General features: G+C 64.4%; 21 protein-coding genes. 9 read left to right on the top strand and 12 right to left on the bottom strand.

Annotated features, from left to right (window positions below):
* From IB255_RS16845 to IB255_RS16815, 7 genes are read left to right on the top strand one after another with little or no spacing between them, the layout of a single operon-like run.
* Positions 1 to 504, top strand: coding sequence for a hypothetical protein (locus tag IB255_RS16845; protein WP_192210578.1), 504 nt, complete (start codon positions 1 to 3; stop codon positions 502 to 504).
* A complete protein-coding gene (locus tag IB255_RS16840; protein WP_192210577.1) occupies positions 501 to 1,724 on the top strand; it encodes a beta-ketoacyl-[acyl-carrier-protein] synthase family protein in 1,224 nt (407 codons plus the stop codon). The genes IB255_RS16845 and IB255_RS16840 overlap by 4 nt, the downstream gene beginning before the upstream one ends.
* Positions 1,721 to 2,218, top strand: coding sequence for a hotdog family protein (locus IB255_RS16835; protein WP_192210576.1), 498 nt, complete (start codon positions 1,721 to 1,723; stop codon positions 2,216 to 2,218). Before IB255_RS16840 ends, IB255_RS16835 begins: the two co-directional genes overlap by 4 nt.
* A complete protein-coding gene (gene fabG, locus IB255_RS16830) occupies positions 2,215 to 2,943 on the top strand; it encodes a 3-oxoacyl-ACP reductase FabG (protein WP_192210575.1) in 729 nt (242 codons plus the stop codon). Before IB255_RS16835 ends, fabG begins: the two co-directional genes overlap by 4 nt.
* Complete coding sequence (locus IB255_RS16825; RefSeq protein WP_081515431.1) at positions 2,943 to 4,169, top strand: beta-ketoacyl-ACP synthase; 1,227 nt, start codon at positions 2,943 to 2,945, stop codon at positions 4,167 to 4,169. The genes fabG and IB255_RS16825 overlap by 1 nt, the downstream gene beginning before the upstream one ends.
* 47 nt (positions 4,170 to 4,216) lie before the next feature.
* Complete coding sequence (locus tag IB255_RS16820) at positions 4,217 to 4,615, top strand: hypothetical protein (RefSeq protein ID WP_081515430.1); 399 nt, start codon at positions 4,217 to 4,219, stop codon at positions 4,613 to 4,615.
* A gap of 27 nt (positions 4,616 to 4,642) precedes the next feature.
* Positions 4,643 to 5,083 (top strand): excinuclease, encoded by a 441-nt coding sequence (locus tag IB255_RS16815; protein WP_081515429.1) that lies wholly within the window; start codon positions 4,643 to 4,645, stop codon positions 5,081 to 5,083.
* Between the two features lie 139 nt (positions 5,084 to 5,222).
* On the opposite strand, the gene IB255_RS16810 is transcribed toward IB255_RS16815, so the two are convergent.
* Complete coding sequence (locus IB255_RS16810; RefSeq protein WP_081515428.1) at positions 5,223 to 6,116, bottom strand: LysR family transcriptional regulator; 894 nt, start codon at positions 6,114 to 6,116, stop codon at positions 5,223 to 5,225.
* A 245-nt stretch (positions 6,117 to 6,361) separates the two neighbouring features.
* Between IB255_RS16810 and IB255_RS16805 the strand changes: the two genes are divergently transcribed.
* Together IB255_RS16805 and gabP are read left to right on the top strand one after the other, a co-directional pair.
* Complete coding sequence (locus IB255_RS16805) at positions 6,362 to 7,705, top strand: MFS transporter (protein WP_225594911.1); 1,344 nt, start codon at positions 6,362 to 6,364, stop codon at positions 7,703 to 7,705.
* Positions 7,706 to 7,948: 243 nt separating this feature from the next.
* Positions 7,949 to 9,340: a GABA permease gene (gene gabP / locus IB255_RS16800; RefSeq protein WP_192210574.1), complete on the top strand. Its 1,392-nt coding sequence runs from the start codon at positions 7,949 to 7,951 to the stop codon at positions 9,338 to 9,340.
* Positions 9,341 to 9,965: 625 nt separating this feature from the next.
* On the opposite strand, the gene hemE is transcribed toward gabP, so the two are convergent.
* From hemE to IB255_RS16745, 11 genes are all read right to left on the bottom strand, one after another.
* Complete coding sequence (gene hemE, locus IB255_RS16795; RefSeq protein WP_081515426.1) at positions 9,966 to 11,030, bottom strand: uroporphyrinogen decarboxylase; 1,065 nt, start codon at positions 11,028 to 11,030, stop codon at positions 9,966 to 9,968.
* Positions 11,031 to 11,218: 188 nt separating this feature from the next.
* Positions 11,219 to 12,637: an FAD-dependent oxidoreductase gene (locus IB255_RS16790; protein WP_081515425.1), complete on the bottom strand. Its 1,419-nt coding sequence runs from the start codon at positions 12,635 to 12,637 to the stop codon at positions 11,219 to 11,221.
* A gap of 27 nt (positions 12,638 to 12,664) precedes the next feature.
* A complete protein-coding gene (gene gltB, locus IB255_RS16785; RefSeq protein WP_081515424.1) occupies positions 12,665 to 17,110 on the bottom strand; it encodes a glutamate synthase large subunit in 4,446 nt (1,481 codons plus the stop codon).
* A 461-nt stretch (positions 17,111 to 17,571) separates the two neighbouring features.
* Entirely contained in the window at positions 17,572 to 19,263 is a 1,692-nt protein-coding gene (locus tag IB255_RS16780) for an AAA family ATPase (protein WP_081515423.1), read from the bottom strand.
* A 6-nt stretch (positions 19,264 to 19,269) separates the two neighbouring features.
* On the bottom strand, positions 19,270 to 20,376 hold the full coding sequence (aroB, locus tag IB255_RS16775; protein WP_081515422.1) for a 3-dehydroquinate synthase: 1,107 nt from the start codon (positions 20,374 to 20,376) through the stop codon (positions 19,270 to 19,272).
* 50 nt (positions 20,377 to 20,426) lie between these two features.
* Positions 20,427 to 20,945, bottom strand: coding sequence for a shikimate kinase AroK (gene aroK / locus IB255_RS16770; RefSeq protein WP_081515781.1), 519 nt, complete (start codon positions 20,943 to 20,945; stop codon positions 20,427 to 20,429).
* Positions 20,946 to 20,953: 8 nt separating this feature from the next.
* Positions 20,954 to 23,032, bottom strand: coding sequence for a type IV pilus secretin PilQ (gene pilQ, locus IB255_RS16765; RefSeq protein ID WP_081515421.1), 2,079 nt, complete (start codon positions 23,030 to 23,032; stop codon positions 20,954 to 20,956).
* Positions 23,033 to 23,085: 53 nt separating this feature from the next.
* Complete coding sequence (gene pilP / locus IB255_RS16760; RefSeq protein ID WP_081515420.1) at positions 23,086 to 23,610, bottom strand: type 4a pilus biogenesis lipoprotein PilP; 525 nt, start codon at positions 23,608 to 23,610, stop codon at positions 23,086 to 23,088.
* Positions 23,607 to 24,269, bottom strand: coding sequence for a type 4a pilus biogenesis protein PilO (gene pilO / locus IB255_RS16755; protein ID WP_081515419.1), 663 nt, complete (start codon positions 24,267 to 24,269; stop codon positions 23,607 to 23,609). Before pilO ends, pilP begins: the two co-directional genes overlap by 4 nt.
* Positions 24,266 to 24,859: a type 4a pilus biogenesis protein PilN gene (gene pilN, locus IB255_RS16750; protein WP_081515418.1), complete on the bottom strand. Its 594-nt coding sequence runs from the start codon at positions 24,857 to 24,859 to the stop codon at positions 24,266 to 24,268. Before pilN ends, pilO begins: the two co-directional genes overlap by 4 nt.
* Positions 24,859 to 25,923: a pilus assembly protein PilM gene (locus IB255_RS16745; protein WP_017520515.1), complete on the bottom strand. Its 1,065-nt coding sequence runs from the start codon at positions 25,921 to 25,923 to the stop codon at positions 24,859 to 24,861. The genes pilN and IB255_RS16745 overlap by 1 nt, the downstream gene beginning before the upstream one ends.
* Between the last annotated feature and the right edge of the window lie 135 nt (positions 25,924 to 26,058).

The raw sequence follows: 26,058 nt of genomic DNA, 5'->3' as shown, positions 1-26,058 counted from the left end.
ATGATCCGCTGGCTGAGTCTCGCCTTCGCCCTGCTGCTGGCCGGCTGTGCCCAGCATGCGCCGCTGCCGTCCATGTTGCCGCCGCTGGCGACGCCGTTGCAGCTGCACATCCATCGCGAACAAGGCCAGGCCAGCCAACCCTCGACACAGGACTGGCTGCTGGTGATCCAGCAGGAAGGCACAGCGCTGCGCTGGTCGCTGATCGATCCGCTGGGCATACCGCTGTCGCGCCAGCTGCTGCGTGAGGGAGAATGGAGCAACGACGGCCTGCTGCCGCCCAACCCCGAGGCGCGCGAACTCTTCGCCGTGCTGCTGTTCGCGCTGACGCCCGAGGGTGATCTCGCCTCGCGCTACCAGACCACGGACTACCGGGCGGACGAGCACGGTCGCCACCTGCAGCAACGCTGGAAGATCACCTACCGGTCGGCGCAAGAGATCACCCTCGAATCCGCCGACCTTCGCTACCGGGTGACGCCCCTGAACGCCGAGAGCGCCGCACCATGACCGCCACGCACCTCAACGTGAGCTACCTCAACGAGCTGGGCCTGATCTGCGCGCTGGGCAACGACCGCCGCGAAGTGGCCGCCGCGCTGCTGGCGGGCGAGTCCGCCGGCATGCAGGTGCAGGCCGGCTGGGTGCCAGGCAGGAGCATTCCCGTCGGCACGGTGAAGGCGCGCCTGGCAGCCATCCCGGACAAGCGCCACGACACCCGCAACAACCGCCTTTTGCTGGCCGCCGCCACGCAGATCGACCCGGCCATCCGCGCCGCCATCCAGCGCTACGGCGCCGCACGCGTGGCAGTGGTGCTGGGCACCAGCACGTCGGGCATCCAGGAAACCACCCAGGGCGTGCGCCACCACAGGCTGCACGGGCAGTTGCCCGAAGGCTTCCACTACTCCCACCAGGAGCTTTCGGACCCGGCCGTGTACCTCGCGGATCACTACCAACTGGCCGGCCCGACCTACGTGATTTCCACCGCCTGCACCTCCAGCGGCCGCGCCCTGCAGAGCGCGCGCCGGCTGCTGAAGCTGGGGCTGTGCGATGCCGTGCTGTGCGGCGGCGTGGACAGCCTGTGCGAGCTGACGCTCAACGGCTTCAGCGCGCTGGAAGCGGTGTCGGATGAGCTGTGCAAACCCTTCTCGGCGAACCGCAAGGGCATCAATATCGGCGAAGGTGCCGCGCTGTTCCTGATGACCCGCGAGCCCGGTACAGTCGCCCTGCTCGGCACCGGTGCCAGCTCCGATGCGCACCACATCTCCGCCCCCGAACCCGAAGGGCGTGGCGCCCGCGAAGCGATGCGCAAGGCGCTGGCCGAGGCGCGGCTGGAGGCCGGGCAGATCGCCTACCTGAACCTGCACGGCACCGCGACCACGCACAACGACGCCATGGAGAGCCTTGCCGTCAGCGCGGAATTCCCTGCCGGCGTGCCCTGCTCCTCGACCAAACCGCTGTCCGGGCATACCCTCGGCGCCGCCGGCGCGCTGGAAGCGGCGTTCTGCTGGCTGCTGCTGGGCGAGCACAACCCCGACCGGCGCCTACCACCGCAACGCTGGGACGGCATCGCCGACCCGCAGTTGCCGGCGCTGCAACTGGTGGGCGACGACACGCCGCGACTGCCGACCGAAGGCCCGCGCTACCTGATGAGCAACTCGTTCGCCTTCGGCGGCAACAACATCAGCCTGATCCTGGGCGAGATGAGCAAGGATTCTGGAGTGACCCGATGATCGACTGGCCGATCGCCTCCCTGCTGCCCCACGCGGGCGACATGATCCTCATCGACGAAGTGCTCGACTTCGGCGACGAGGATATCCGCACGCGCCTGACAGTGCGTCAGGGCGGCCTGTTCAACGAAGCCGACGGCAGCCTGCCGGCCTGGGTCGGCGTGGAGCTGATGGCGCAGAGCGTCGCCGCCTACGCCGGCTGCCAGGCGCGCTCGCGCGGCGAGCCGGTGGAGCTGGGCTTCCTGCTCGGCACCCGCCAGTACCAGTGCGACGTGGCGAGCTTTCCGGCCGGCGCGCAGCTCACTATCCATGCCATCCGCACCCTGCAGGACGACAATGGCATGGGCGTTTTCGAATGCCATCTGGAAGGACCGGGGATCAAGGCGCTGGCGCGCCTCACCGTGTTCCGCCCGCCAGAGGTTGCCAGCTATCTACAAGAACCCGCTCTCGCTGATCAAAAAACCGAGAACCGAGAGCCGAAAGAGCCAAGCGTATGACTGATTCCATCCTCGTAACCGGCTCCAGCCGTGGCATCGGCCGCGCCATCGCCCTGCGCCTGGCGCGGGCCGGCTTCGATCTGGTGCTGCACTGCCGCAGCGGCCGCGCCGAAGCCGATGCTGTGCAGGCCGAAGTCCAGGCACTGGGGCGCAGCGCCCGCGTGTTGCAGTTCGACGTGGCCGACCGCGAAGCCACGCGCAACATCCTCGAGGCCGACGTGGAAACCCACGGCGCCTATTACGGCGTGGTGTGCAACGCCGGCCTGACCCGCGACGGCGCCTTCCCGGCGCTCACCGAAGAGGACTGGGACCAGGTGCTGCGGACCAACCTCGACGGTTTCTACAACGTCCTGCACCCGGTGATCATGCCGATGATCCGCCGCCGCCAACCGGGGCGCATCGTCTGCATCACCTCGGTGTCCGGGCTGATCGGCAACCGCGGCCAGGTCAACTACAGCGCCTCCAAGGCCGGCGTGATCGGCGCCGCCAAGGCTCTGGCCATCGAGCTGGGCAAGCGGAAAATCACCGTGAACTGCGTGGCACCGGGGCTGATCGATACCGCGATGCTCGACGAGCAGGTGCCGGTGGAGGAAATCCTCAAGATGATCCCCGCCCAGCGCATGGGCACCCCGGAAGAAGTCGCCGGCGCAGTGAATTTCCTGATGTCGGCCGAGGCCGGCTACATCACCCGCCAGGTGCTGGCGGTCAACGGAGGGCTGTGCTGATGAAGCGCGTCGTCATCACCGGCATGTCCGGCATCACCTCCCTGGGTTCGGACTGGGCGAGCATCGAGGCGCACTTCAGCGCCAACCAGAGCGGCATCCGCCGCATGGACGAGTGGGATCGCTTCACCGAACTGAACACCCGCCTGGCCGGCCCGGTACTGGATTTCGTGGTGCCCAGGCACTGGACCCGCAAGCAGCTGCGCAGCATGGGCCGCGTCTCGCGCCTGTCGGTGGGCGCCGCCGAGCGCGCGCTGGCCGACGCCGGGCTGCTGGGCGACGAATCCATCCGCGACGGCCGCATGGGCGTCGCCTGCGGCTCGTCCACCGGCAGCACCGACGAGATCAAGGCGTTCGGCAACATGCTGCTGAACTCGGTGGCCGACGGCCTCAACGCCAACTCCTACGTGCGCATGATGCCGCACACCACAGCAGCGAATATCAGCATCTTCTTCGGCCTCACCGGCCGGGTGATCCCCACCTCCAGCGCCTGCACCAGCGGCAGCCAGGGCATCGGCTACGCCTACGAGGCGATCCGCTTCGGCCGCCTGCCGCTGATGCTCGCCGGCGGCGCCGAGGAGCTGTGCCCGACCGAGGCCATGGTGTTCGATGCGCTCTACGCCACCAGCCTGAAGAACGACACCCCGCAGCAGACACCGCGCCCCTACGACAGCGGCCGCGATGGCCTGGTGATCGGCGAAGGCGCCGGCATGCTGGTACTGGAAGACCTGGACCACGCCCTCGCCCGCGGTGCGCGCATCCACGCCGAGATCGTCGGCTTCGGCAGCAACGCCGACGGCCAGCACACCACCCGCCCGGAACAGTCGACCATGCGCCGCGCGATGGAGTTGGCGCTGGAAGATGCCGGCCTGCCGACCGAGGCCATCGGTTACGTGAACGGCCACGGCACCGCCACCGAGCAGGGCGATATCGCCGAAACCCTGGCGACCAGCGAACTCTTCGGAAATCGCATGCCGATCAGCTCGCAGAAGAGTTTCCTGGGCCACACTCTGGGAGCGTGCGGCGCGCTGGAGTCCTGGTTCAGCATCGAGATGATGAACAGCGACCGCTACGTGCACACCCTCAACCTGGACGAGATCGACCCGCGCTGCGGCGACCTCGACTACCTGCGGGGCGAGCCGCGCGCGATGAGCCATGAGTACGTGATGAACAACAACTTCGCCTTCGGCGGGATCAACACCTCGCTGATCTTCCGCCGCTGGCGCTGAGCCTTTCTCACCGTTACCGCCCAACGACACTGCAAGGAGAGCAAACCATGTCCCGACTGATCCGCAGCCTGCTGCTCTGCGTGGCCACCGCGATGGCCGTCGGTTGCACCACCAAGCCCGTGGAAAACATCGACCAGAGCCTGCCGCCGGACAGCAACCGCACCTCGGTGCAGGTGCAGGCGGCGATCCACGATGCGCTGGAAGAGCAGAAATGGACCGTGCAGCAGGACTCCGGCAACGTGATCTACGCCGAGATAACCGTGCGCGAGCGGCACCACGCCGAGGTCAGCATTCCGTACAGCAGCCAGCAGTACTCCATCAAGCTGCGCAGCAGCCGCGGCCTGGACGAGAAGGACGGGCAGATCCACCGCAACTACAACAAGTGGGTCGCCATCCTCAACAACAAGATTCTGCAGAACCTGCACCTCGCCCCGCCGAGCAACTGATCCCCCTCATCGACAAGGAGTCGATCCATGCAACGCAAGACCCTCGGGCTGTTCGCCCTCGCGCTCTGCGCGTCCATCCCCGGCATCAGCCAGGCTCGCGACACCACCCTGCACCTACCCTTCGACGAAGTCGTCGCCGAGGCGGTGAAGGCCGGTCGCCTGGACGGCAGCGTGAAGTTCTACCTGGCGGGCAACCCGGCGGGTGACAAGCTGAACGTGGTCCAGTCCGGCGCCATCACCAACAAGAAGACCAACGCCTTCAACAAGAGCGACGAGGAAGCCTGCCGCTGGGCCCTGCAATCAGCACTGATCACCCTGCAGGACTCGGCGAAGAAGGCCGGCGCCACCGCCGTGACCAACATCGTCAGCTACTACAAGCGCAACGAGTACAAGGACGCCAAGCAGTTCGAGTGCCACGCCGGCGCAGTCATCGCCGGCGTCGCGCTGAAGGCCGACTACGCCAAGTAAGCCGCTGTCCCGCGGCGCTGTCCGCCGTGCCCGGCTTTGGGTATCGGCGGATAAAGCGTTCCGCTTTATGCGCCCTACGTTATCCGGCCCACCCGTAGGGCGCATGACGCCCCAGGCGTTATCCGCCAATGTGCCTGAGTCAGGCCTGGATTTGCTGGGTCACCAGGTCGAAGAACGACTGCGCCAGGCGTGACGTCTCGTTGCGTCGCCGCACCAGCCACACCGAACTGGTCGCGCCCGGATCGCTGAGGGTGCGATAGACCACGCCATCCACCCGCGTCCGGCGGAACGACGCCGGCAGCATCGACACACCGAGCCCCGCTGCCACCAGGCCGATGATGGTCATCGCCTCGCCCGCTTCCTGGGCGATGCGCGGGCTGAAGCCGGCCTGCCGCGACAGCGCCATCAGCTGGCTGTAGAGGCCCGTGCCGTAGCTGCGCGGGAAAAACACGAACGGCTCGTCCGCCAGCAAGGCGAACTCCAGCCCCTCCTGGCTGGCCTGCGCCAGCGGATGATCGGCGCGCAACACGGCCACCAGTGGCTCGCTGAACAGCTCCACGGCTTCCAGGGTTTCCGGCAGCGGGATCGGACGAATCAGGCCGACTTGCACGCGCTCTTCCAGCAGCGCCTGCACCGCCTGCCCGCTGCTCAGTTCCTGCAGGTCCAGGTGCACGTCCGGGTAGGCCTGACGGAATGCCAGGATGGCGCGCGGGATGCTGGAGGTGAACGGCGCCGAGGCGGTGAAGCCAACCTTCAGCTCGCCGATCTCGCCCTGGTGCGCACGCCGCGCCAGCAAGACGGCACGGTCCACCTGCTGCAACACCTGCCGCGCTTCGTCGAGAAACAGCTTGCCGGCCTCGGTCAGCGCCACGCGGCGGTTGGTGCGCTCCAGCAGCCGCGCGCCGATTTCCTCCTCCAGCGCCTGGATCTGCTGGCTCAGCGGCGGCTGGGAAATCCCCAGCTGCTCGGCGGCGCGGCCGAAGTGCAGCTCTTCCGCCACGGCGATGAAATAACGCAGGTGTCGCAGTTCCATCCAGCCTCCGCCATCAACGATTCGTAAAACGACTCAAACGTGTCGATTAATATATTGGAAATAATAAAGCCCGCTCCTTATCCTTTCCACACAAGCCCAATAACGACTACCAACCTGCTCCTTGCCTGGCCGCGCGGGCCCTTTTCCGCCACTCCAGGTCCTCTGCTGTCATCTACCCCAGCTTTTCCATCCAGAGGTGTGTCGTGAGTCAACCTGCCCTGCGGGCTTTGCGGGAAGAACATTCCATGGCGGCCGAGCCGCCTGTCGTACAAGAACCGTCCGCCGCCAACGATCCGGCGGAGGTGCTGCCCGATCTGCGCGAGAGCGCGCGTGAAGCCAACGGCGACGTGGTGCGCGCCGTCGAAGAGATCGAAACCTACATCGAGAAAGGCACCCCGGAATTCATGCGCACATCGCTGGCGCTGTTCTCCGGCGGCTTCGCCACCTTCGCCCTGCTGTACTGCGTGCAGCCGATGATGCCGGTGCTGTCCAGGGCCTTCAGCCTGACCGCCGCGCAGAGCAGCCTGGTACTGTCGATCTCCACCATCACCATGGCCTTCGGCCTGCTGGTCACCGGGCCGATCTCCGACGCCATCGGGCGCAAGTCGATCATGGTCGCCTCGCTGGTCCTCGCCGCCCTGTTCACCATCGGCAGCTCGCTGATGCCGACCTGGCACGGCGTGCTGGCCATGCGCGCGCTGCTCGGCCTGTCGCTCAGCGGCCTGGCGGCGGTGGGCATGACCTACCTCTCCGAGGAAATCCACCCGCAGCACATCGGGCTGTCCATGGGGCTGTACATCGGCGGCAACGCCATTGGCGGCATGAGCGGGCGGCTGATCAGCGGCGTGCTGGTGGACTACGTGAACTGGCACGTGGCACTGGCCACCCTGGGCGTGCTTGCCCTGGCGGCGGCGCTGCTGTTCTGGCGCATCCTGCCCGAATCGAAGAACTTCCGCCCGGCGCCGCTCAAGCCGCGCCGGCTCATCGAGGGCTTCACCGGGCACTTCCGCGATGCCGGCCTGCCCTGGCTGTTCCTCGAGGCGTTCCTGCTGATGGGTGCCTTCGTCACCCTGTTCAACTACATCGGCTACCGCCTGCTGGCCGAGCCCTATCACCTGAGCCAGGCCATCGTCGGCGTGCTCTCGCTGGTCTACCTGTCGGGCATCTACAGCTCGGCCTGGGTCGGCTCGCTGGCCGACAAGCTGGGCCGGCGCAAGGTGCTCTGGGCGATGATCGCGCTGATGCTCGGTGGCGTACTGATCACCCTGCTGCAACCGCTGGCCCTGGTGCTGGTCGGCCTGCTGGTGTTCACCTTCGGCTTCTTCGGCGCGCACTCGGTGGCCAGCAGCTGGATCGGCCGCCGCGCCCTGAAGGCCAAGGGCCAGGCCTCGTCGCTGTACCTGTTCTGCTACTACACCGGCTCCAGCGTCGCCGGCACCGCTGGCGGCCTCTTCTGGCACCAGTACGGCTGGAACGGCGTGGGCCTGTTCATCGCCAGCCTGCTGGGCATCGGCCTGCTGGTGGCCCTGCACCTGGCGCGCCTGCCGGTGTTACCGCGCGACCTGCCCGCACTCAACAAAGCTGGGTAGTTTCTACACACAAAACAAACTGCATGCCTGAAAACGACATGGAACGGTCGTACAAAGACATGGATGTCGTTTTAAGCAATGCCTTTGCCACGGGGCTCGTAGCGAAACACCCCAACCTACAACTTAAGTCGTAACAGAATGTGGCGCGATACTTGCGTTCAATTTCTTGAACGACTTGTTGGAATCCTGAAACGGACCTCGACTCCCGCAGTACGCAATTCCCTCCGTAGTTGTAGGTAAAGCATGAGCAGCACCCCCTCTCCCGGGCTCTCCCAGGGCCTGCAAAATCGTCACGTCACGATGCTTTCGATCGCCGGTGCCATTGGCGCGGGCCTGTTCGTAGGCTCCGGCCACGCCATCGCCGAAGCTGGCCCGGCCGTCATGGTCTCCTATCTGGTCGCCGGCCTGCTGGTGGTCCTGGTGATGCGCATGCTGGCCGAAATGGCCGTCGCGCAGCCGGACAGCGGCTCCTTCTCCACCTACGCCGACCGCGCCATCGGTCACTGGGCCGGTTTCACCATCGGCTGGCTGTACTGGTGGTTCTGGGTCCTGGTGATCCCGCTGGAAGCCAACGCCGCCGCCGCGATCATCCACGCCTGGTTCCCCGGCGCGCCGATCTGGGTGCTGGCCTTCCTGATCACCTCCGCGCTGACCGTGACCAACCTGTTCAGCGTGAAGAACTACGGTGAGTTCGAGTTCTGGCTGGCGCTGATCAAGGTCGTCTCGATCATTGCCTTCCTGGTGCTGGGCTGCGCGGCCATCTTCGGCTTCTCGCCCAACAGCGAAGTCTCCGGCATCGGCCACCTGACCAGCGAAGGCTTCCTGCCCAAGGGCTGGGGCGCCGTGCTCGCCGCGCTGCTGACCACCATGTTCTCCTTCATGGGTTCGGAAATCGTCACCATCGCCGCCACCGAGTCCAAGGACCCGGAGCAGCAGATCACCCGCGCCACCAACTCGGTGATCTGGCGTATCGCGCTGTTCTACCTGCTGTCGATCCTGATCGTGGTCTGCCTGGTGCCGTGGAACGACCCGCGCCTGGTGAGCATGGGCTCCTACCAGACCGTGCTGGAACACCTGCACATCCCCTACGCCAAGCTGATCGTCGACATTATCGTGCTGGTCTCGGTCACCAGCTGCCTGAACTCGGCGCTCTACACCGCTTCGCGCATGATGTACTCGCTGAGCAAGCGCGGTGACGCACCGAAGATCGCCCAGGTAACCAGCGCCAGCCGCACCCCGGTCTACGCCGTGCTGCTGTCCACCGCCATGGCCTTCCTGTGCACCTTCGCCAACTACCTGGCCCCGGCCGAAGTGTTCAACTTCCTGCTGGCCAGCTCCGGCGCCATCGCCCTGCTGGTGTACCTGGTGATCGCCATGTCGCAGCTGCGCATGCGCAAGAAGCTGCTCGCCCAGGGCCACCAGCTGAAGCTGAAGATGTGGCTGTTCCCCTGGCTGACCTGGGCGGTGATCCTCTTCATCGTCGGTGCCCTGGTGATCATGCTGATCCGCCCGGACCACCGCATGGAAGTGGTCGCCACCACCCTGCTGACCGTCGTGGTGGTCTGCTCCGGCCTGCTGGTGTCCAACCGCCGCAAGTCCCAGCGCGCCGCCGGTCTGGTGGGTGATGCTGCGTGATGCCTCTGAGGGAGCCTGAGGCTCCTTGAGGGAATGAAGAAGCCCCGCTGCAGAGCGGGGCTTTTTCATTGCGTCATGGGGAACCGTCCCGTGCGGTTCGCGAGCAAGCTCGCTCCTACTAAGAGCCAAAGCCTCGCCCGCCCCTGGCTTTGGCTTGGGCTTGGGCTTTGGCTTTGGCTTTGGCTTTGGCTCTTGAGGACTTCCAGAAAAACATCCGCACACGCCGACTGCCCCGTTCAGGAGGCCTCGTTGAAGCGGAGTTTCAGGGGTTGAGCGACATGGATGTCGCGAGAGCGGCGATGGGCCAGGGATGGCCCTTCGCCGCGTGCCCCTGAAACTGCGCTTCAACGAGGGGATTTTTCGCCTAAGCGAAAAACCGGATGTCCGGGGCAAGACCTTTGGTTACTTTGGGGCGTTTGCCAAAGTAACTCGCCCGAGGGGGCGAAACACAAAATCCGCGCGCACGTCGAAGCGGCGCTGAAATGCCCAACCCGAAGCAGCAGAACTGGAACATCGGAGCAAAAGAAAGCGCCGACCCTGCCGGCGGATCGCGGGCATGGCCCGCTCCTACAGGAAGCCACAAAAAAGCCCCGCATTTGCGGGGCTTTTCAGCGAAGTATCAGGCTCAGTGATACTGCGCCGACAGCTCGTGCACCGCCTCGAAGAAGGCGCCGGCATGGGCAGGATCGACTTCCGGGGTGACACCATGGCCAAGGTTGAACACGTGGCCATTGCCATTACCGAAGGCACCGAGGATACGCGCCACTTCAGCGCGGATGGCTTCCGGCTTGGCGTAGAGCACCGCCGGGTCCATGTTGCCCTGCAGGGCCACCTTGTCGCCGACGCGGGCGCGGGCGCTGCCGATGTCGCAGGTCCAGTCCAGGCCCAGCGCTTCGGCGCCGGTATTGGCCATGGACTCCAGCCACAGGCCGCCACCCTTGGTGAAGAGGATCACCGGCACACGGCGCCCTTCATGTTCGCGGATCAGGCCGTCGACGATCTTCTGCATGTAGGCCAGGGAGAATTCCTGGTACGCCGCTGCCGACAGCGCACCACCCCAGGAATCGAAGATCTGCACCGCCTGTGCGCCCGCGAGAATCTGGCCATTCAGGTAGCTGGTGACCGACTGCGCCAGCTTGTCCAGCAGCGCGTGCAGGGCCTGCGGGTTTTCGTAGAGCATCGCCTTGGTCTTGCGGAAGTCACGGCTGGAACCACCTTCGACCATGTAGGTGGCCAGGGTCCAGGGGCTGCCGGAGAAGCCGATCAGCGGCACGCGGCCGTTCAGTTCGCGGCGGATGGTACGCACGGCGTCCATCACGTAGCCAAGGTCCTTTTCCGGGTCAGGGATCGGCAGGGCTTCGATGTCGGCCAGGTTGCTGACGACCTTCTTGAAACGCGGGCCTTCGCCGGTTTCGAAGTACAGGCCCTGGCCCATGGCGTCGGGGATGGTGAGGATGTCGGAGAAGAGGATCGCCGCGTCCAGCTGCGGGTAGCGGTCCAGCGGCTGCAGGGTCACTTCGCAGGCCATCTGCGGGTTCATGCACAGGCTCATGAAGTCACCGGCCTTGGCGCGGGTGGCGCGGTACTCCGGCAGGTAGCGGCCGGCCTGGCGCATCATCCAGACAGGGGTGACATCGACGGGCTGCTTGAGCAGGGCGCGGAGGAAGCGATCGTTCTTCAAGGCAGTCATAACGGCATCCGGCAAAAAAGTGCAGGTATTTTCGCAAAGCCCAAAAGAAAAGGCACGGCGGGTGCCGTGCCTTTTGTCTATCGCGACAGTTTGTCGCTGCGTCATCAATGTAGGGCGCATAACGCCAAAGGCGTTATCCGCCACGGCGGATAAGGCGTTCCGCCTTATTCGCCCTACATGGAACGCACTCAGACGCCCAGGTAGTCCAGGATGCCTTCGGCGGCGGTGCGGCCTTCGAAGATCGCCGTCACTACCAGATCGGAACCGCGGACCATGTCGCCACCGGCGAAGATCTTCGGGTTGCTGGTCTGGTGCTTGAACTGCGAGGCCGCCGGGGCGATGACGCGGCCCTGGCTGTCGATTTCCACCTGGTGCTGGTCGAACCACGGCGCCGGGCTCGGGCGGAAACCGAAGGCGATCAGCACGGCTTCCGCCGGGATGATTTCCTCGGAACCCGGGATCGGCTCGGGGCTGCGACGGCCACGGGCGTCCGGCTCGCCGAGGCGGGTCTCGACCACCTTCACGCCTTCCACCTTGTCCTCGCCGACGATGGCGATGGGCTGGCGGTTGAAGAGGAACTTCACGCCTTCTTCCTTGGCGTTCTTCACCTCTTTGCGCGAGCCGGGCATGTTCTCTTCGTCACGGCGGTAGGCGCAGGTCACGCTCTTGGCGCCCTGGCGGATGGAGGTGCGGTTGCAGTCCATCGCGGTGTCGCCACCGCCCAGTACCACGACGCGCTTGCCCTTCATGTCGACGAAGTCTTCCGGCGACTTCTCGAAGCCCAGGTTACGGTTCACGTTGGCGATCAGGAAGTCCAGCGCATCGTGCACGCCGGGCAGGTCTTCGCCAGGGAAGCCGCCTTTCATGTAGGTGTAGGTGCCCATGCCCATGAACACGGCATCGTACTCATCGAGCAACTGCTCCATGGTGACGTCCTTGCCGATCTCGGTGTTCAGGCGGAACTCGATGCCCATGCCGGTGAAGACTTCACGACGGCGCGAGAGCACCTGCTTCTCCAGCTTGAACTCGGGGATGCCGAAGGTCAGCAGGCCGCCGATTTCCGGGTTCTTGTCGAACACCACCGGGGTCACGCCGTTGCGCACCAGCACGTCGGCGCAGCCCAGGCCCGCCGGGCCCGCGCCGATCACGGCGACGCGCTTGCCGGTGGGCTTGACCTTGGACATGTCCGGACGCCAGCCCATGGCGAAGGCGGTGTCGGTGATGTACTTCTCCACCGAGCCGATGGTGACCGCGCCGAAGCCATCGTTCAGGGTGCAGGCGCCTTCGCACAGGCGGTCCTGCGGGCACACCCGGCCGCAGACTTCCGGCAGGGTGTTGGTCTGGTGGGACAGTTCGGCGGCGGCGAGGATGTTGCCTTCGGAGACCAGCTTCAACCAGTTGGGGATGAAGTTGTGGACCGGGCACTTCCACTCGCAGTACGGGTTGCCGCAGCCCAGGCAACGGTGGGCCTGGTCAGCCGCCTGCTGCGGCTTGAACAGGTCGTAGATTTCCACGAACTCGCGCTTGCGCTGGCGAAGAAGCTTCTTCTTCGGATCCTTGCGCCCGACTTCGATGAACTGGAAGTCATTGTTAAGACGTTCAGACATTTTCAGACCTCATCAAACTTCAGGCGCTTATTGCGGGTTGGCACGAGTGCTGGTCAGCAGGGAACCGAGGCTTGCGGCCTTCGGTTTCACCAGCCAGAACCGACGCAGGTAGTCGTCGAGGTTCTCCAGCAGATGTGCACCCCACTCACTCGCCGTTTCCGCCACGTACTCGACCAGCACCTTGCGCAGATGGTTGCGCTGGGCCTCCATCGCCTCGCCGCTGATGCGCTGGATTTCCACCAGCTCATGGTTCACGCGGTCGACGAAGGTGTTGTCCATGTCGAGGACATAAGCGAAGCCACCGGTCATGCCGGAGCCGAAGTTGTAGCCGGTCTTGCCCAGTACGCAGATGAAACCGCCGGTCATGTATTCGCAGCAGTGGTCACCGGTACCTTCAACCACGGCATGAGCGCCGGAGTTGCGCACGCCGAAACGCTCGCCCGCGGTGCCGGCGGCGAACAGCTTGCCGCCGGTGGCGCCGTACAGGCAGGTGTTGCCGACGATGGCCGATTCCTGCGACTTGAACGGGCTGCCCTTGGGCGGAGTGACGACCAGCTTGCCGCCGGTCATGCCCTTGCCGACGTAGTCGTTGGCGTCGCCTTCCAGGTACAGGTGCAGGCCGCCGGCGTTCCACACGCCGAAGCTCTGCCCCGCAGTGCCCTTGAAGCGGAAGGTGATCGGCGACTTGGCCATGCCCTGGTTGCCGTGGACCTTGGCGATCTCACCGGAAATCCGCGCACCGATGGAACGGTCGCAGTTGCAGATGTCCAGTTCGTACTCGCCGCCCTTGGCGCCTTCGATGGCGGAGCGCGACAGCTCGACCATCTTCTCGGCCAGCAGGCCCTGGTCGAACGGCGGATTCTTCTCGACTTCGCAGAACTGCGGCTTCTCGGCCGGGATCAGGTCGCTGCCCAGCAGCGGCGTGAGGTCGAGGTTGCCCTGCTTGGGCGTCTCGCCCGGCAGGATTTCCAGCAGGTCGGTGCGGCCGATCAGTTCTTCCAGGCTGCGCACGCCGAGCTTGGCCAGCCACTCACGGGTTTCGCTGGCAATGAAGGTGAAGAAGTTCACCACCATGTCCACGGTGCCGATGAAGTGGTCCTTGCGCAGCTTGTCGTTCTGGGTGGCGACGCCGGTAGCGCAGTTGTTCAGGTGGCAGATACGCAGGTATTTGCAGCCCAGGGCGATCATCGGCGCGGTGCCGAAGCCGAAGCTCTCGGCACCGAGGATGGCCGCCTTGATGACGTCCAGGCCGGTCTTCAGGCCGCCGTCGGTCTGCACCCGGACCTTGCCGCGCAGGTCGTTGCCGCGCAGGGTCTGGTGCGCCTCGGCGAGGCCCAGCTCCCACGGGGAACCCGCGTACTTGATGGAGGTGATCGGCGATGCGCCGGTGCCGCCGTCATAGCCGGAGATGGTGATCAGGTCCGCATAGGCCTTGGCCACGCCGGCGGCGATGGTGCCAACGCCCGGCTCGGATACCAGCTTCACCGATACCAGCGCCTGCGGGTTGACCTGCTTGAGGTCGAAGATCAGCTGGGCGAGGTCTTCGATGGAGTAGATGTCGTGGTGCGGCGGCGGCGAGATCAGGGTCACGCCGGGCACTGCATAGCGCAGGCGGGCGATCAGGCCGTTGACCTTGCCACCGGGCAGCTGGCCACCTTCGCCAGGCTTGGCGCCCTGAGCCACCTTGATCTGCAGGACTTCGGCGTTGACCAGATATTCCGGGGTCACACCGAAGCGGCCGGTGGCCACCTGCTTGATCTTCGAGCTGCGCAGCGTGCCGTAGCGCGCCGGGTCTTCGCCACCCTCACCGGAGTTGGAGCGGCCGCCCAGGCGGTTCATCGCTTCGGCCAGGGCCTCGTGGGCCTCCGGCGACAGCGCACCGAGGGAGATGCCGGCAGCGTCGAAGCGCTTGAAGATGGACTCCAGCGGCTCGATCTCGTCCAGGCTCAGCGGCTGCTCGCTGGTCTTCACCTTGAGCAGGTCGCGCAGCATGGAGACCGGGCGCTGGTCGACCAGCGCGGTGTATTCCTTGAATTTGGCGTAGTCGCCCTGCTGCACGGCGGCCTGCAGGGTGTTCACCACGTCCGGGTTGTAGGCGTGGTACTCGCCACCGTAGACGAACTTCAGCAGACCACCCTGCTGGATCGGCTTGCGGTTGTTCCAGGCCTCGAACGCCAGCAGCTTCTGCTCGTTCTCGATGTCGAGGAAGCGCGCGCCCTGGATGCGGCTCGGGGTACCCGGGAAGCACAGGCCGGTGACTTCGTCGGCCAGGCCGATGGCTTCGAACAGCTGGGCGCCACGGTAGGAGGCGATGGTGGAGATGCCCATCTTCGAGAGGATTTTCAGCATCCCCTTGGAGATGCCCTTGCGGTAGTACTTGAAGACCTCGTAGAGGTCGCCCAGCACTTCGCCGGTACGGATCAGGTCGGCCAGCACTTCGTAGGCGAGGTACGGGTAGACCGCGGAAGCGCCGAAGCCCACCAGCACCGCGAAGTGGTGCGGGTCACGGGCAGTGGCGGTCTCCACCAGGATGTTGGAGTCGCAACGCAGGCCGGTCTGCACCAGGCGGTGGTGCACGGCGCCAACGGCCAGGGCCGCATGCACCGGCAGCTTGCCGGGAGCGATGTGACGGTCGGACAGCACCAGCAACACCTTGCCGGCGCGCACGGCCTCCTCGGCCTGGTCGGCAATGTTGCGCACGGCCGTTTCGAGGCCGACGGACTCGTCGTAGTTCAGGTCGATGTGGTGCAGGTCGAAGCCCGGACGCTCCAGGTTCATCAGGGTCCGCCACTTCGCCGGGGAGATCACCGGGGTGGTCAGGATCGCCTGGTTGGCGTGGTGCGGAGACTCTTCGAAGATGTTCTGCTCGATGCCCAGACAGGTTTCCAGGGACATCACGATCGCTTCGCGCAGCGGGTCGATCGGCGGGTTGGTGACCTGCGCGAAGACCTGGCGGAAGTAGTCGTAGGGCGAGCGGATGCGTTTGGACAGCACCGCCATCGGGGTGTCGTCGCCCATCGAGCCGACCGCTTCCTGGCCCTGCTCGGCGAGCGGGCGCAGCACCTGGTCACGCTCCTCGAAGGTGACCTGGAACATCTTCATGTATTGCTTGAGCTGGTCGCCGTCGTAGCTGGCAACGCCCTGGTCATCGTCCAGGGTGGCCTGGATGCGCAGCGCGCTCTGGCGCAGCCACTGCTTGTACGGGTGGCGCGACTTCAGGCGGTTGTCGATGTCCTCGGTCTGCAGCAGCTGGCCGGTCTCGGTGTCCACCGCAAGGATCTGGCCCGGACCGACACGGCCCTTGGCGATGACGTCCTCGGGCTTGTAGTCCCACACGCCGATTTCCGAGGCGAGGGTGATGTAGCCGTTCTTGGTGGTGACCCAGCGCGAGGGACGCAGGCCGTTGCGGTCGAGCAGGCAGACGGCGTAGCGGCCATCGGTCAGCACGACGCCGGCGGGGCCGTCCCACGGCTCCATGTGCAGCGAGTTGAATTCGTAGAACGCGCGCAGGTCGGCGTCCATGGTCTCGACGTTCTGCCAGGCCGGCGGAATGATCATGCGCAGGCCACGGAACATGTCCATGCCGCCGGTGACCATCAGCTCGAGCATGTTGTCCATGCTGGAGGAGTCGGAGCCCACGCGGTTGACCAGCGGGCCGAGCTCGTCGAGATCGGGCATCCACTCGTTGGCGAACTTGGCGCGACGGGCCTGGGCCCAGTTGCGGTTGCCGGTGATGGTGTTGATCTCGCCGTTGTGCGCCAGCAGGCGGAACGGCTGGGCCAGCGGCCACTTCGGCAGGGTGTTGGTCGAGAAGCGCTGGTGGAAGACGCAGATGGCGGTCTTCAGGCGCTCGTCGGAGAGGTCCGGATAGAAGGCGGCGAGGTCCGCCGGCATCATCAGGCCCTTATAGATGATGGTCTTGTGCGAGAAGCTGCAGATGTAGTGGTCGGCGTCCTCGGCGTTGGCCACGGAGGAGCGGCGACGGGAGCTGAACAGCTTGACCGCGAATTCCTGGTCGGACAGGCCTTCACCGCCGATGAACACCTGCTCGATCTGCGGCAGGCGCTCCAGCGCGAGGCGACCCAGGACGCTGGTGTCGATCGGCACCTTGCGCCAACCGACCAGCTTCAGGCCGGCGCGCTCGATCTCGCGATTCATGTTCGCGCGGGCGGCTTCGGCTTTCACCGGATCCTGGTTGAAGAAGACCATGCCCACGGCGTACTGGGCGGGCAGCTCGGCGCTGAAGGACTCTTGGGCCACGGCGCGCAGGAACTGGTCGGGCTTCTGGATCAGCAGCCCACAGCCGTCCCCGGTTTTCCCGTCCGCGTTGATCCCACCTCGGTGGGTCATGCAGGTCAGTGCTTCGATGGCGGTTTGCAGAAGTTCGTGGCTTGCCTCGCCCGTCATATGGGCGATCAGACCGAATCCGCAGTTATCCTTGAACGTCTCAGGATGGTACAGACCTGCTTTCATAGGGAACTCTCACCGGCAAAACTTTTATAAATTCCAGGGTCTGCTGACGTTTCGCCATCGCCCTGTTTCGCCGTGCAGGCTCGTTTCCCGCGCACCCCAAAGGCTCGGGCCGCATCTATCGTGCAGCGCCGTTGTAGCCCCTGGTTCACCTGGAATGACCGTTCCGCGCGAGGTGCCACGTCTTACCCAACGTGGCGGCGGTTCCGGCCCTGGCCATGACGAAACGTCAGCAGACCCTCTTCAAGCACTTCGCCTGTCTACTCGCTCAAGCGGCAAGTTTCCGATAGGCAAAGGGAGGTCATTGTACACATGGGGAAAGCGACGTCACTGTTTTTTTTGACGCACTGCTGACACCCGATGTCGCATTTTTATAAGAATGCAGCAAAAGACACAAGCCAATAAAAAAGCCGAGCCCCAGGGGATGGGGCTCGGCTTTTTCAGTATTGCGACACTGCGACCTTTCAGCGCGCCCCGGCGATGTCCTGCTGGATACTGGAGAAAGGACGAGCCCAGGGCTTGGAGGCCTGGATCTTCGCCGGCAGCTTCTTGATCGCCGCCTGCGCGGAGGCGCGGTCGGCGAAGCTGCCGTAGGTCACGACGTAGAACGGCTTGCCCTGCAGGTTCTTGCGGAAATAGCGGTAGTCGCCGCTGCCCTGCTGGCTGATAAAGGCCTTGGCACTGGCTTCGGAGCCGGTGCCCAGCACCTGCACGGAGTAGCGCGAACCGGCCTGGGACTGGTACCAGCTGCTGCCACCGGCGCTACCGGTTGCGGCGGCGGGCTTGCTGGCGGCGGTCGCTGGCTTGGCGCTGGCAACGGTGGTGGCAGGTTTGGTCGCAGCCGGCTTGGCAGCCTGGACAGGCTTGGCCGGCGCAGTAGCGGCAGGCTTGACCGGTTCCGGACGCGGAGCGGGGGCAGGAGTCGGGGCTGGCTGGATCGCAGCCTGCTGCTGGACGGGAGCCGCCGGCACCGGGTTCAGCGGTTTCGGGCCATTGTTCGCCAGCGGGGTTACCGGCGGAGCGGAGGTAGTCACGGTCGGCGGGATGGCTGCCGAAGGCATGCCGCCTTCGTCGGCATCTTCCTGGCCACCAGCCTGGGCCATGGGCTCACGAATCACCGGCTGGCTCTCGCCTACCAGTGGCAGCGGCAGCGGCTGGTTGGAACCGGCGAACTCCACTGACGGACCATTACCCTGGGCATCCGGCTGCGGCTGCGCGCTCGGCTGCGGAGCAGCAGCGCCACCCAGCGGCAGTTGCGACGAAGTCTGCGCAGCGGTGTTGTTCGCGGTCTCCGGCTTGGTGGTCTTGCCCTGCATGAACCAGGCAGCGATGACGCCGATGGCGACCACGCCGAGGATCGCAAGGTGCTTCTTCGGCAGCTTGAAGCCGGCGCCGGAAGCTTTGCGCTCGCCACTGCGGTCAGCCAGCATCGCCTCGATCATGGCGTCGCGGGCAGTCTGGTTGATGGTGCCGGGCCAGCCGCCGGATTGCTCGTGGATGTCGGCCAGCAGATCGGCCGAGATCAGCTCGATGCCCTGCCCCGCACCCTCGAGGCGCTGCGCCAGGTATTCGCGGGTCTCTTCCTCGCTGTACGGCTGCAGCTCGATGGCGTGGAAGCGCTCCTCACCCTCGGACAGCACTTCGAGGCGCGACAGCAACTCGGGCTCGCCGAACAGGAAGACATGCAGGCGCGCCTCGGAATTACCGGCAGCCAAGAGCAGGAGGACTTCCAGAGCGTCATCGCGCAGTTGCTCGGCATCATCCACCAGCAGGTAGACGTCCTGGCCGGTGATCGCCAATTGAGCGACCTTGGCAAGGATCGCCTCGATGCTGGTCTGGGTGATGCCCAGGCCTTGCGCGAGCTGGCGCAGCAGGGTGGCTTCGTCGGTCACCGAGCGACCGGAAATCACCACGCTGGAGACGGCGTCCTTGTTGGTGCTGGCCACCAGGGCCTGGCGCAGCAGGGTCTTGCCGCTGCCCAGCGGGCCGGTGACGGCCAGCAGCAACTGGCTGTAGCGCGCCAGGTGGTGCAACTGCCCCAGCACGGGCTTGCGCTGCGCAGGGAAGAACTTGAAGCCCGGAACCCGCGGTGCGAACGGGTCGTGACTGAACTGGTAGTGGGCCAGGAAGGCCTCATCGGCATGCAAGCTGGACATGGGACCTCAGTGTTCTCCTGCCTGACCGACCAGTGCCTGGTAGTCAGCGCGCAGTGTTTCTTCCAGAATCTCACGGGGGAATTCGGCGGTCACGACCGCGCCCCCCAGCCCTTGGAGCAATACCAGACGCAGACGGCCATCGAGCACTTTCTTGTCGACGGCCATGTGCTCGAGAAAATGCTCGGCGTTCATTTCCTGCGGCGGGACCACCGGCAGCTTCGCCGCGGCGAGCAGACGGATGCCGCGATCGAGCTCGGCCTTTGTCAGCCATCCCAGCCGATGCGACATCTCAAGTGCCATCACGGTTCCCGCCCCCACGGCTTCGCCGTGCAGCCAGACGCCATAACCCATGTGAGTCTCGATGGCGTGGCCGAAGGTATGGCCCAGGTTGAGGGTGGCGCGGACACCGGTTTCCTTCTCGTCGGCACCGACCACGCGGGCCTTGGCCGCGCAGGAGCGCTCGATGGCCTCGGTCAGCGCGATGGTATCCAGCGCCAGCAGGTCATCCATGTGCGCTTCCAGCCAGGTGAGGAAGGGCTCGTCGCAGATGAAGCCGTACTTGATCACCTCAGCCAGGCCGGCGGAGAGCTCGCGGGGCGGCAGGGTCTTCAGGGTCGCGGTATCGATGACCACCGCCTGGGGCTGGTAGAAGGCACCGACCATGTTCTTGCCCAGCGGGTGGTTGATGCCGGTCTTGCCGCCCACGGAGGAGTCCACCTGGGACAGCAGGGTGGTAGGCACCTGGATGAAGTCGACGCCGCGCTGGTAGCAAGCCGCAGCGAAACCGGTCATGTCGCCGATGACGCCGCCGCCCAAGGCGATCAGCGTGGTCTTGCGGTCATGGCGCGCGGTCAGCAGGCCATCGAAGATCAGTTGCAGGGTTTCCCACTGCTTGTAGGCCTCGCCATCGGGGAGCACGACCGTGGTGACCTTGTAGCCGGCCAGGGTCTTCTGCAGTCGATCCAGGTACAGCGGCGCGATGGTTTCATTGGTGACGATGGCTACCTGACGGCCACGAATGTGCGGCTCGAAGTAGCGCAGATCATCCAGCAGCCCCTCGCCGATGTAGATCGGGTAGCTGCGATCGGCCAGATCGACGTTGAGTGTGCGCATGAAACCCCCAGGCAAGAAAGGGGACTAGGATACCGCAGATTGCAGCGCCGTTAATGGCGCTCCAGCTCACGCAGGCGCTCGATGATCTCCAGCACGACAAGACGCGGAGGCCGCTCGTCGGTTTCGATGATCACGTCGGCTATTTCGCGATAAAGCGGATCGCGCATCTGCATCAGATCACGAAGGATCTGCTCCGGATTGGGCTTCTGCAGCAACGGGCGGTTCTTGTCGCGCGCCGTGCGGGAAATCTGCTGCTCGACCGAGGCGTGCAGGTAGATCACCTTGCCGCCCCCCTTGAGGATGAGCCGATTGGCGTCACGCATGACGGCGCCACCGCCGGTGGCGATGACCATGCCCCCTTCATCGCATAGCTCGGCCAGCATCGCCTGCTCACGCTCACGGAAGCCCGCCTCGCCCTCGACATCGAATATCCAGGGGATGTTGGCTCCGCAGCGCTGCTCGATCTCTTTATCCGAATCTTTGAAGACGAGGTGAAGCTCTTTGGCGAGAAGACGCCCGATGGTGCTTTTACCAGCTCCCATCGGGCCTACCAGAATCAAATTGGACACGACATTGATCAACGGCCGATTGCAATGGCCTGATTATTCATGATCCGCGGGGTAAGGAAAACCAGCAGCTCGTTCTTGCTGTCGGTCACATAGTCGTTCTTGAACAGGCGGCCGATCATCGGCACGTCGCCCAGGAACGGCACCTTGGCCGTGGACTTGGTCTGGGTGTTGGAGAACACGCCACCAATCACGATGGTTTCGCCATCGTTGACCAGCACTTTCGCGTTCACCTCGTTCTTCTTGATCGGCGGTACGCCGTTCAGGGCGTTGGCGTAGTCCGGCTCGTCCTTGTTGACCTTCACTTCCATGATGATGCGGTTGTCCGGAGTGATCTGCGGGGTCACTTCCAGGGACAGCGCCGCTTCCTTGAAGGACACCGAGGTCGCGCCGCTGGAGCTGGCTTCCTGGTAGGGAATCTCCGAGCCTTTCAGGATCTTCGCGGTTTCCTTGTCCGAGGTGACGACCTTCGGCTGGGACACCACTTCACCGTTACCGGTCTTCTCCATGGCGTTGAGCTGGAGATCCAGGATGGTGTTGTTGGTGGTGAAGCCGATACTGATGCCCGAAGTCGGGGTGGCGTTCGACGTGCCCAGGTCAACGAAGGTGTTGCCAGTGCTGTTGGTGCCGCCGGAGACATCGAAGTTGCCGTGGCCGGAGAGCGAGCCGCTCCAGTTCACACCCAGTTCCTTGGTGTAGTCGACGTTGGCTTCGACGATGCGCGCCTCGATCATCACCTGACGAACCGGGATGTCCAGCTGGGCGACGATGCGGCGCAGCTCGTCCAGGCGATCCTGGGTCTGGTAGGCAATGATGCTGTTGGTGCGGTCATCCACGGTGATCGAACCGCGGTTGTCGCCCTGTGCAGCCGCCGCAACGCCCGGAGCGCTGGCACCGCTGCCAGTGACGGAGCTGAACAGCTTGGCAATGTCCGCCGCCTTGGCGTAGTTCACCTGAATCAGCTCGCGACGCAGCGGAGCCAGTTCGGAGATCTGCTTCTGCGCTTCCAGCTCCTGGCGCTCGCGAGCCGCGATCTCGTCAGCCGGCGCGACCAGCAATACGTTGCCGACCTTGCGCTTGTCCAGGCCCTTGGTCTTGAGCACCAGATCCAGCGCCTGATCCCACGGCACGTTCTGCAGACGAAGGGTGATGTTGCCCTGCACGGTGTCCGAAGCCACCAGGTTCAGGTCGGTGAAGTCGGCGATCAGCTGCAGCACCGAGCGCACATCGATATCCTGGAAGTTCAGCGACAGCTTTTCACCGGTGTAGGCGAAGGTGTCCTTCTTGCGCTTCTCGGCATCGTCCTGGGTCAGCGGTTTGATGCTGACGGTCATGCGATTGTCGGTCTGGTAGACGAGGTAGTCGTACAGACCGGTCGGCTCGATGGTGATGCTGGCCTTGTCGCCGACCGCGGAAGCGTTGACCAGCTGTACCGGGGTCGCGAAGTCCTTCACGTCCAGGCGGACGCGCAGATTGTCCGGCAGCTGGGTACGCGGGAAGTCCAGGCGGATCTTGCCGCCCTGCTCCTGAATGTCCGGGCTGACAGTCGGATCGGACAGATCGATCACGACATTGCCTTCGCCTTGCTCGCCACGCTGGAAGTCGATATTACGAATCGCCTTGCCAGCCGGGACGTAGGGCTTGGGCTGAGCGGGCCTGGCCGCTGGAGCCGCTGCCGGCGCCGCGGAGGCGTAGGAGCTGGAAGTCGCTGCGCCCGCACCGACCACGACGTACAGGTTCGAACCTTCCGCACGGGTGCTGTAGGGCACGAGGGTCGCCAGATTGACGATCAGGCGAGTACGGTCCTTCGCCTCGACCACGGTCAGGCTGCGGGCATTGCCCACGCCCAGCTCGCGGTTCTTGCTGCCCAGCTTGTTCTGCACACCCGGCAGGTCCAGCGCGATTCGCGCCGGCTGCTCAATGGTGTAGCCACGCGGCGCGGCAACCGGCTCGTCGAAGCCCAGCTTCAGCTCCACGCGATCGCCCGGCAGCGCCGCCACGTCGACACTCTGCAGGTTCGCGGCCAGCAGAGCCGGCGCGAATACGGCCGCGAGCACGGAAATGCCGAGGCGGGAAAGCTTTCTATTCATCGTCTGAATCCGTCGTGCAGACTGCTGTTTGTTATCCATGTTCATCCCCGCCCTTAGGAGCGTTCCTTGAGAGTCAGGCTGCGCGGACGCTCCAGCCAGCCACCCTCACCATCAGGAACGATTTCAATCACGTCGATCTTGGCTTCGTTGATCGCAACGATCTTGCCGTCGTTGCGCCCAAGGTAGTCACCCACTCGTACCCGATGCACCCCTCCTGCACCTTTCACGAGAGCAAATACCTGACTGTCCTTGGCCAGGGTGCCGACCATTTCGAAGGTTTCGATGTTGAAGCCCTCGAGGAACTGCTTGACCCGTGTTTCATCGGGCTTGATGACCCTGTTGCCCTTCTGCTTGATCGCCAGGTCGATCTTCACCGGCGGCTGGAAGGGGCTGCGCAGGGACGAGGCGCTATAGGTAAAGGCTTCATAGGCCTGGAACTTGGGCATCGGCTCGATCGTCCCCTTCGGGCGAGCGCGCACTTCGTCCATGTAGCTCTGCAGGTCGGCAAAATCACTACCCGAGCCACAACCGTTCAAGGTCAGGAGCAGGAAACTGCAAATGATCAGGCGCCCCCTCATTTCTTCGCTCCTGTCTTCGCTCCAGCCGCCGGGGCAGTAACCTTCACGCCCTTGTCGTTGTAGCGATAGGTTTTCGCCAGGATGCTCATGCGCAGCTTGGAGGTGCTGTCCGAGCTCGCCGGCTTGATGTCGAAGTCATGCAGCGTGACGATTCGCGGCAGGCTGGACACACCGCTGACGAAGGTCGCCAGATCGTGGTATCCGCCTACGACGCTGATCTGGATCGGCAGCTCGATATAGAACTGCTGGGTCACTTCCGGCAGCAGCTTGATCTCTTCGAACTCCAGGCCACTACCCAGGCCAGTGCGGGTGATGTCTTCCAGCAGGCCAGGGACCTCGGTATCACTCGGCAGCTGACGCAGAAGGGCGCCGAAGGACTCTTCCATCTCCTTCATCTGCCCTTTGTAGGCTTCCAGGTTTGCCGCCTGGAAGGCCTTGGTCGAGAACTGCTGCTTGAGGGTCTGCTCTTCCTCGCGATTGCGGTCGAGCTGATCCTGCAGTTCCTTCAGATGGAAGTTGTAGCCAAGCGCCAGAACCACGGCCATCAGCAGGATACAGGCGATGACCTTGACTGCTGCCGGCCAGGAACCAAGGTTGTTCAGGTCAAGATCGTTGATATCGACCTTGCGCAAGCTCTCCAGAGAACTGGCCAGACTCATTTCTTGGCTCCTTGCGGGGTGCTCTGCTTGTCCTGTTCCTCACTGCCGGGCTGGGTCTGCTGCACCGTCAACTGGAAGACATTCGCCTGATCCAGGGCGCCCTGGGTAACAGCCTTCACTTCGGTCAGGTTCGGCGAAGTCAGCCACTCGGACGAATCGAGGTTGCGCATGAGATTGGAGACGCGGTTGTTGGACTCTGCTGCACCGGCAATGGCAATGGACTTCCCGGACATCTTCAGCTCAGTGAAGAACACGCCATCAGGCAGGGTGCGGACCAGTTGGTCGAACACTCGGCCGATGATCGGGCGGTTGCCCTGCAGGTCCTGAATGATCTTCATCCGCTCCAGCAATTGCTGGCGACGGGTCTTCAGCTCACTGATCTCCTTGATACGCGCATCCAGCACGGCGATTTCCTTGCGCAGGAAGTCGTTGCGCGCTGTCTGGTTCTCGATGGCCGAGTTGAAGTACTGATCCCCGAGGAAAACGATCGCCCCGGAAGCCAGCAGAACGGCACCCAGGATCACCAGGAAGCGCTGCTTGCGCTCCTCGCGCAGCTGCTCCCGCCACGGCAATAGGTTGATGCGTGCCATCAGTCGAAACTCCTCATCGCCAGACCGCAGGCAATCATCAGCGCGGGCGCATCACTGGCCAGCGCTCCGGCGTTGACCTTGCCACTCAGCACCATGTCGGCGAAGGGGTTGGCCACCAGGGTCGGAGTGCCGATCTTCTGCTGGATCAGACGATCCAGATCAGGGATGGACGCAGTGCCTCCCGCCAGCAGGATGTAGTCCACATCGTTGAACTGGCCGGCCGCGAAGAAGAACTGCAGCGAACGCGACACCTGCTGAACCACGGCGTCCTTGAACGGCTGCAACACTTCGCTGTCGTAGTCATCCGGAAGACCGCCCTGCTTCTTGGCGAGACCCGCTTCCTCGACCGACAGTCCATAGCGGCGCTGGATCTCCTCGGTGAGCTGACGCCCGCCGAAAAGCTGCTCACGCGTATAGATGGTGCGGCCATGGTGCAGGACGCTCAGCGTGGTCATGGTGGCGCCGATATCGACCACCGCAACTGTGAGCTCGTCGGCATTGCCGCCCAACTGGTCTCCCAGCAGACTGAACGCTCGCTCCAGCGCGTAGGCTTCGACGTCGACGACCTTGGCCGTCAGGCCCGCGAGCGCCAGCGCAGCTTCGCGCACCTCGACGTTCTCCTTCCGGCATGCGGCGAGAAGAACATCGACGCGATCCGCGTTGCGTGCGGACGTGCCCTGCACCTCGAAGTCGATCGCGACCTCTTCGAGGGGATAGGGGATGTACTGGTCGGCCTCGATCTTGAGCTGATTCTCCAGCTCGTCGTCCGAGAGTCCGCCGTCCATCTCGATGGTTTTAGTGATGACCGCCGAGCCGGCAACCGCGACCGCAGACGTTTTCACTGCGGTCCGCGCCTTGGCGACCACACGTGACAGCGCCTGGCCGACACCCTCCAGCTCAGCGATGTTCTTTTCTACCACTGCATTGGGCGGGAGCGGCTCGACAGCGTAGGCCTCTACCTTGTAGCGGCCTCCAGAGCGGCTCAATTCGAGAAGTTTGACCGAAGTCGAACTGATGTCTATCCCCAGCAGCGTGTTCGCTTTCTTATTGAAGAGCCCTAGCACGACTGATTTCCTATCAGCATCCGAGACTTACGGACGATTTATGTTTTTCCACATTAGATACCAGACTTGACAGCTTCGCAAATGGCTCGCCAGCAAAAAAACTGCTTATAATGTGATCAGCTTTTCCCTTTTTAC

The sequence above is a fragment of the Pseudomonas sp. PDM22 genome (genome assembly GCF_014851965.1).
Classification (GTDB): domain Bacteria; phylum Pseudomonadota; class Gammaproteobacteria; order Pseudomonadales; family Pseudomonadaceae; genus Pseudomonas.
The sequence above is the reverse complement of the archived record's forward strand: the minus strand, read 5'-3'. Positions and strand labels throughout refer to the sequence as shown.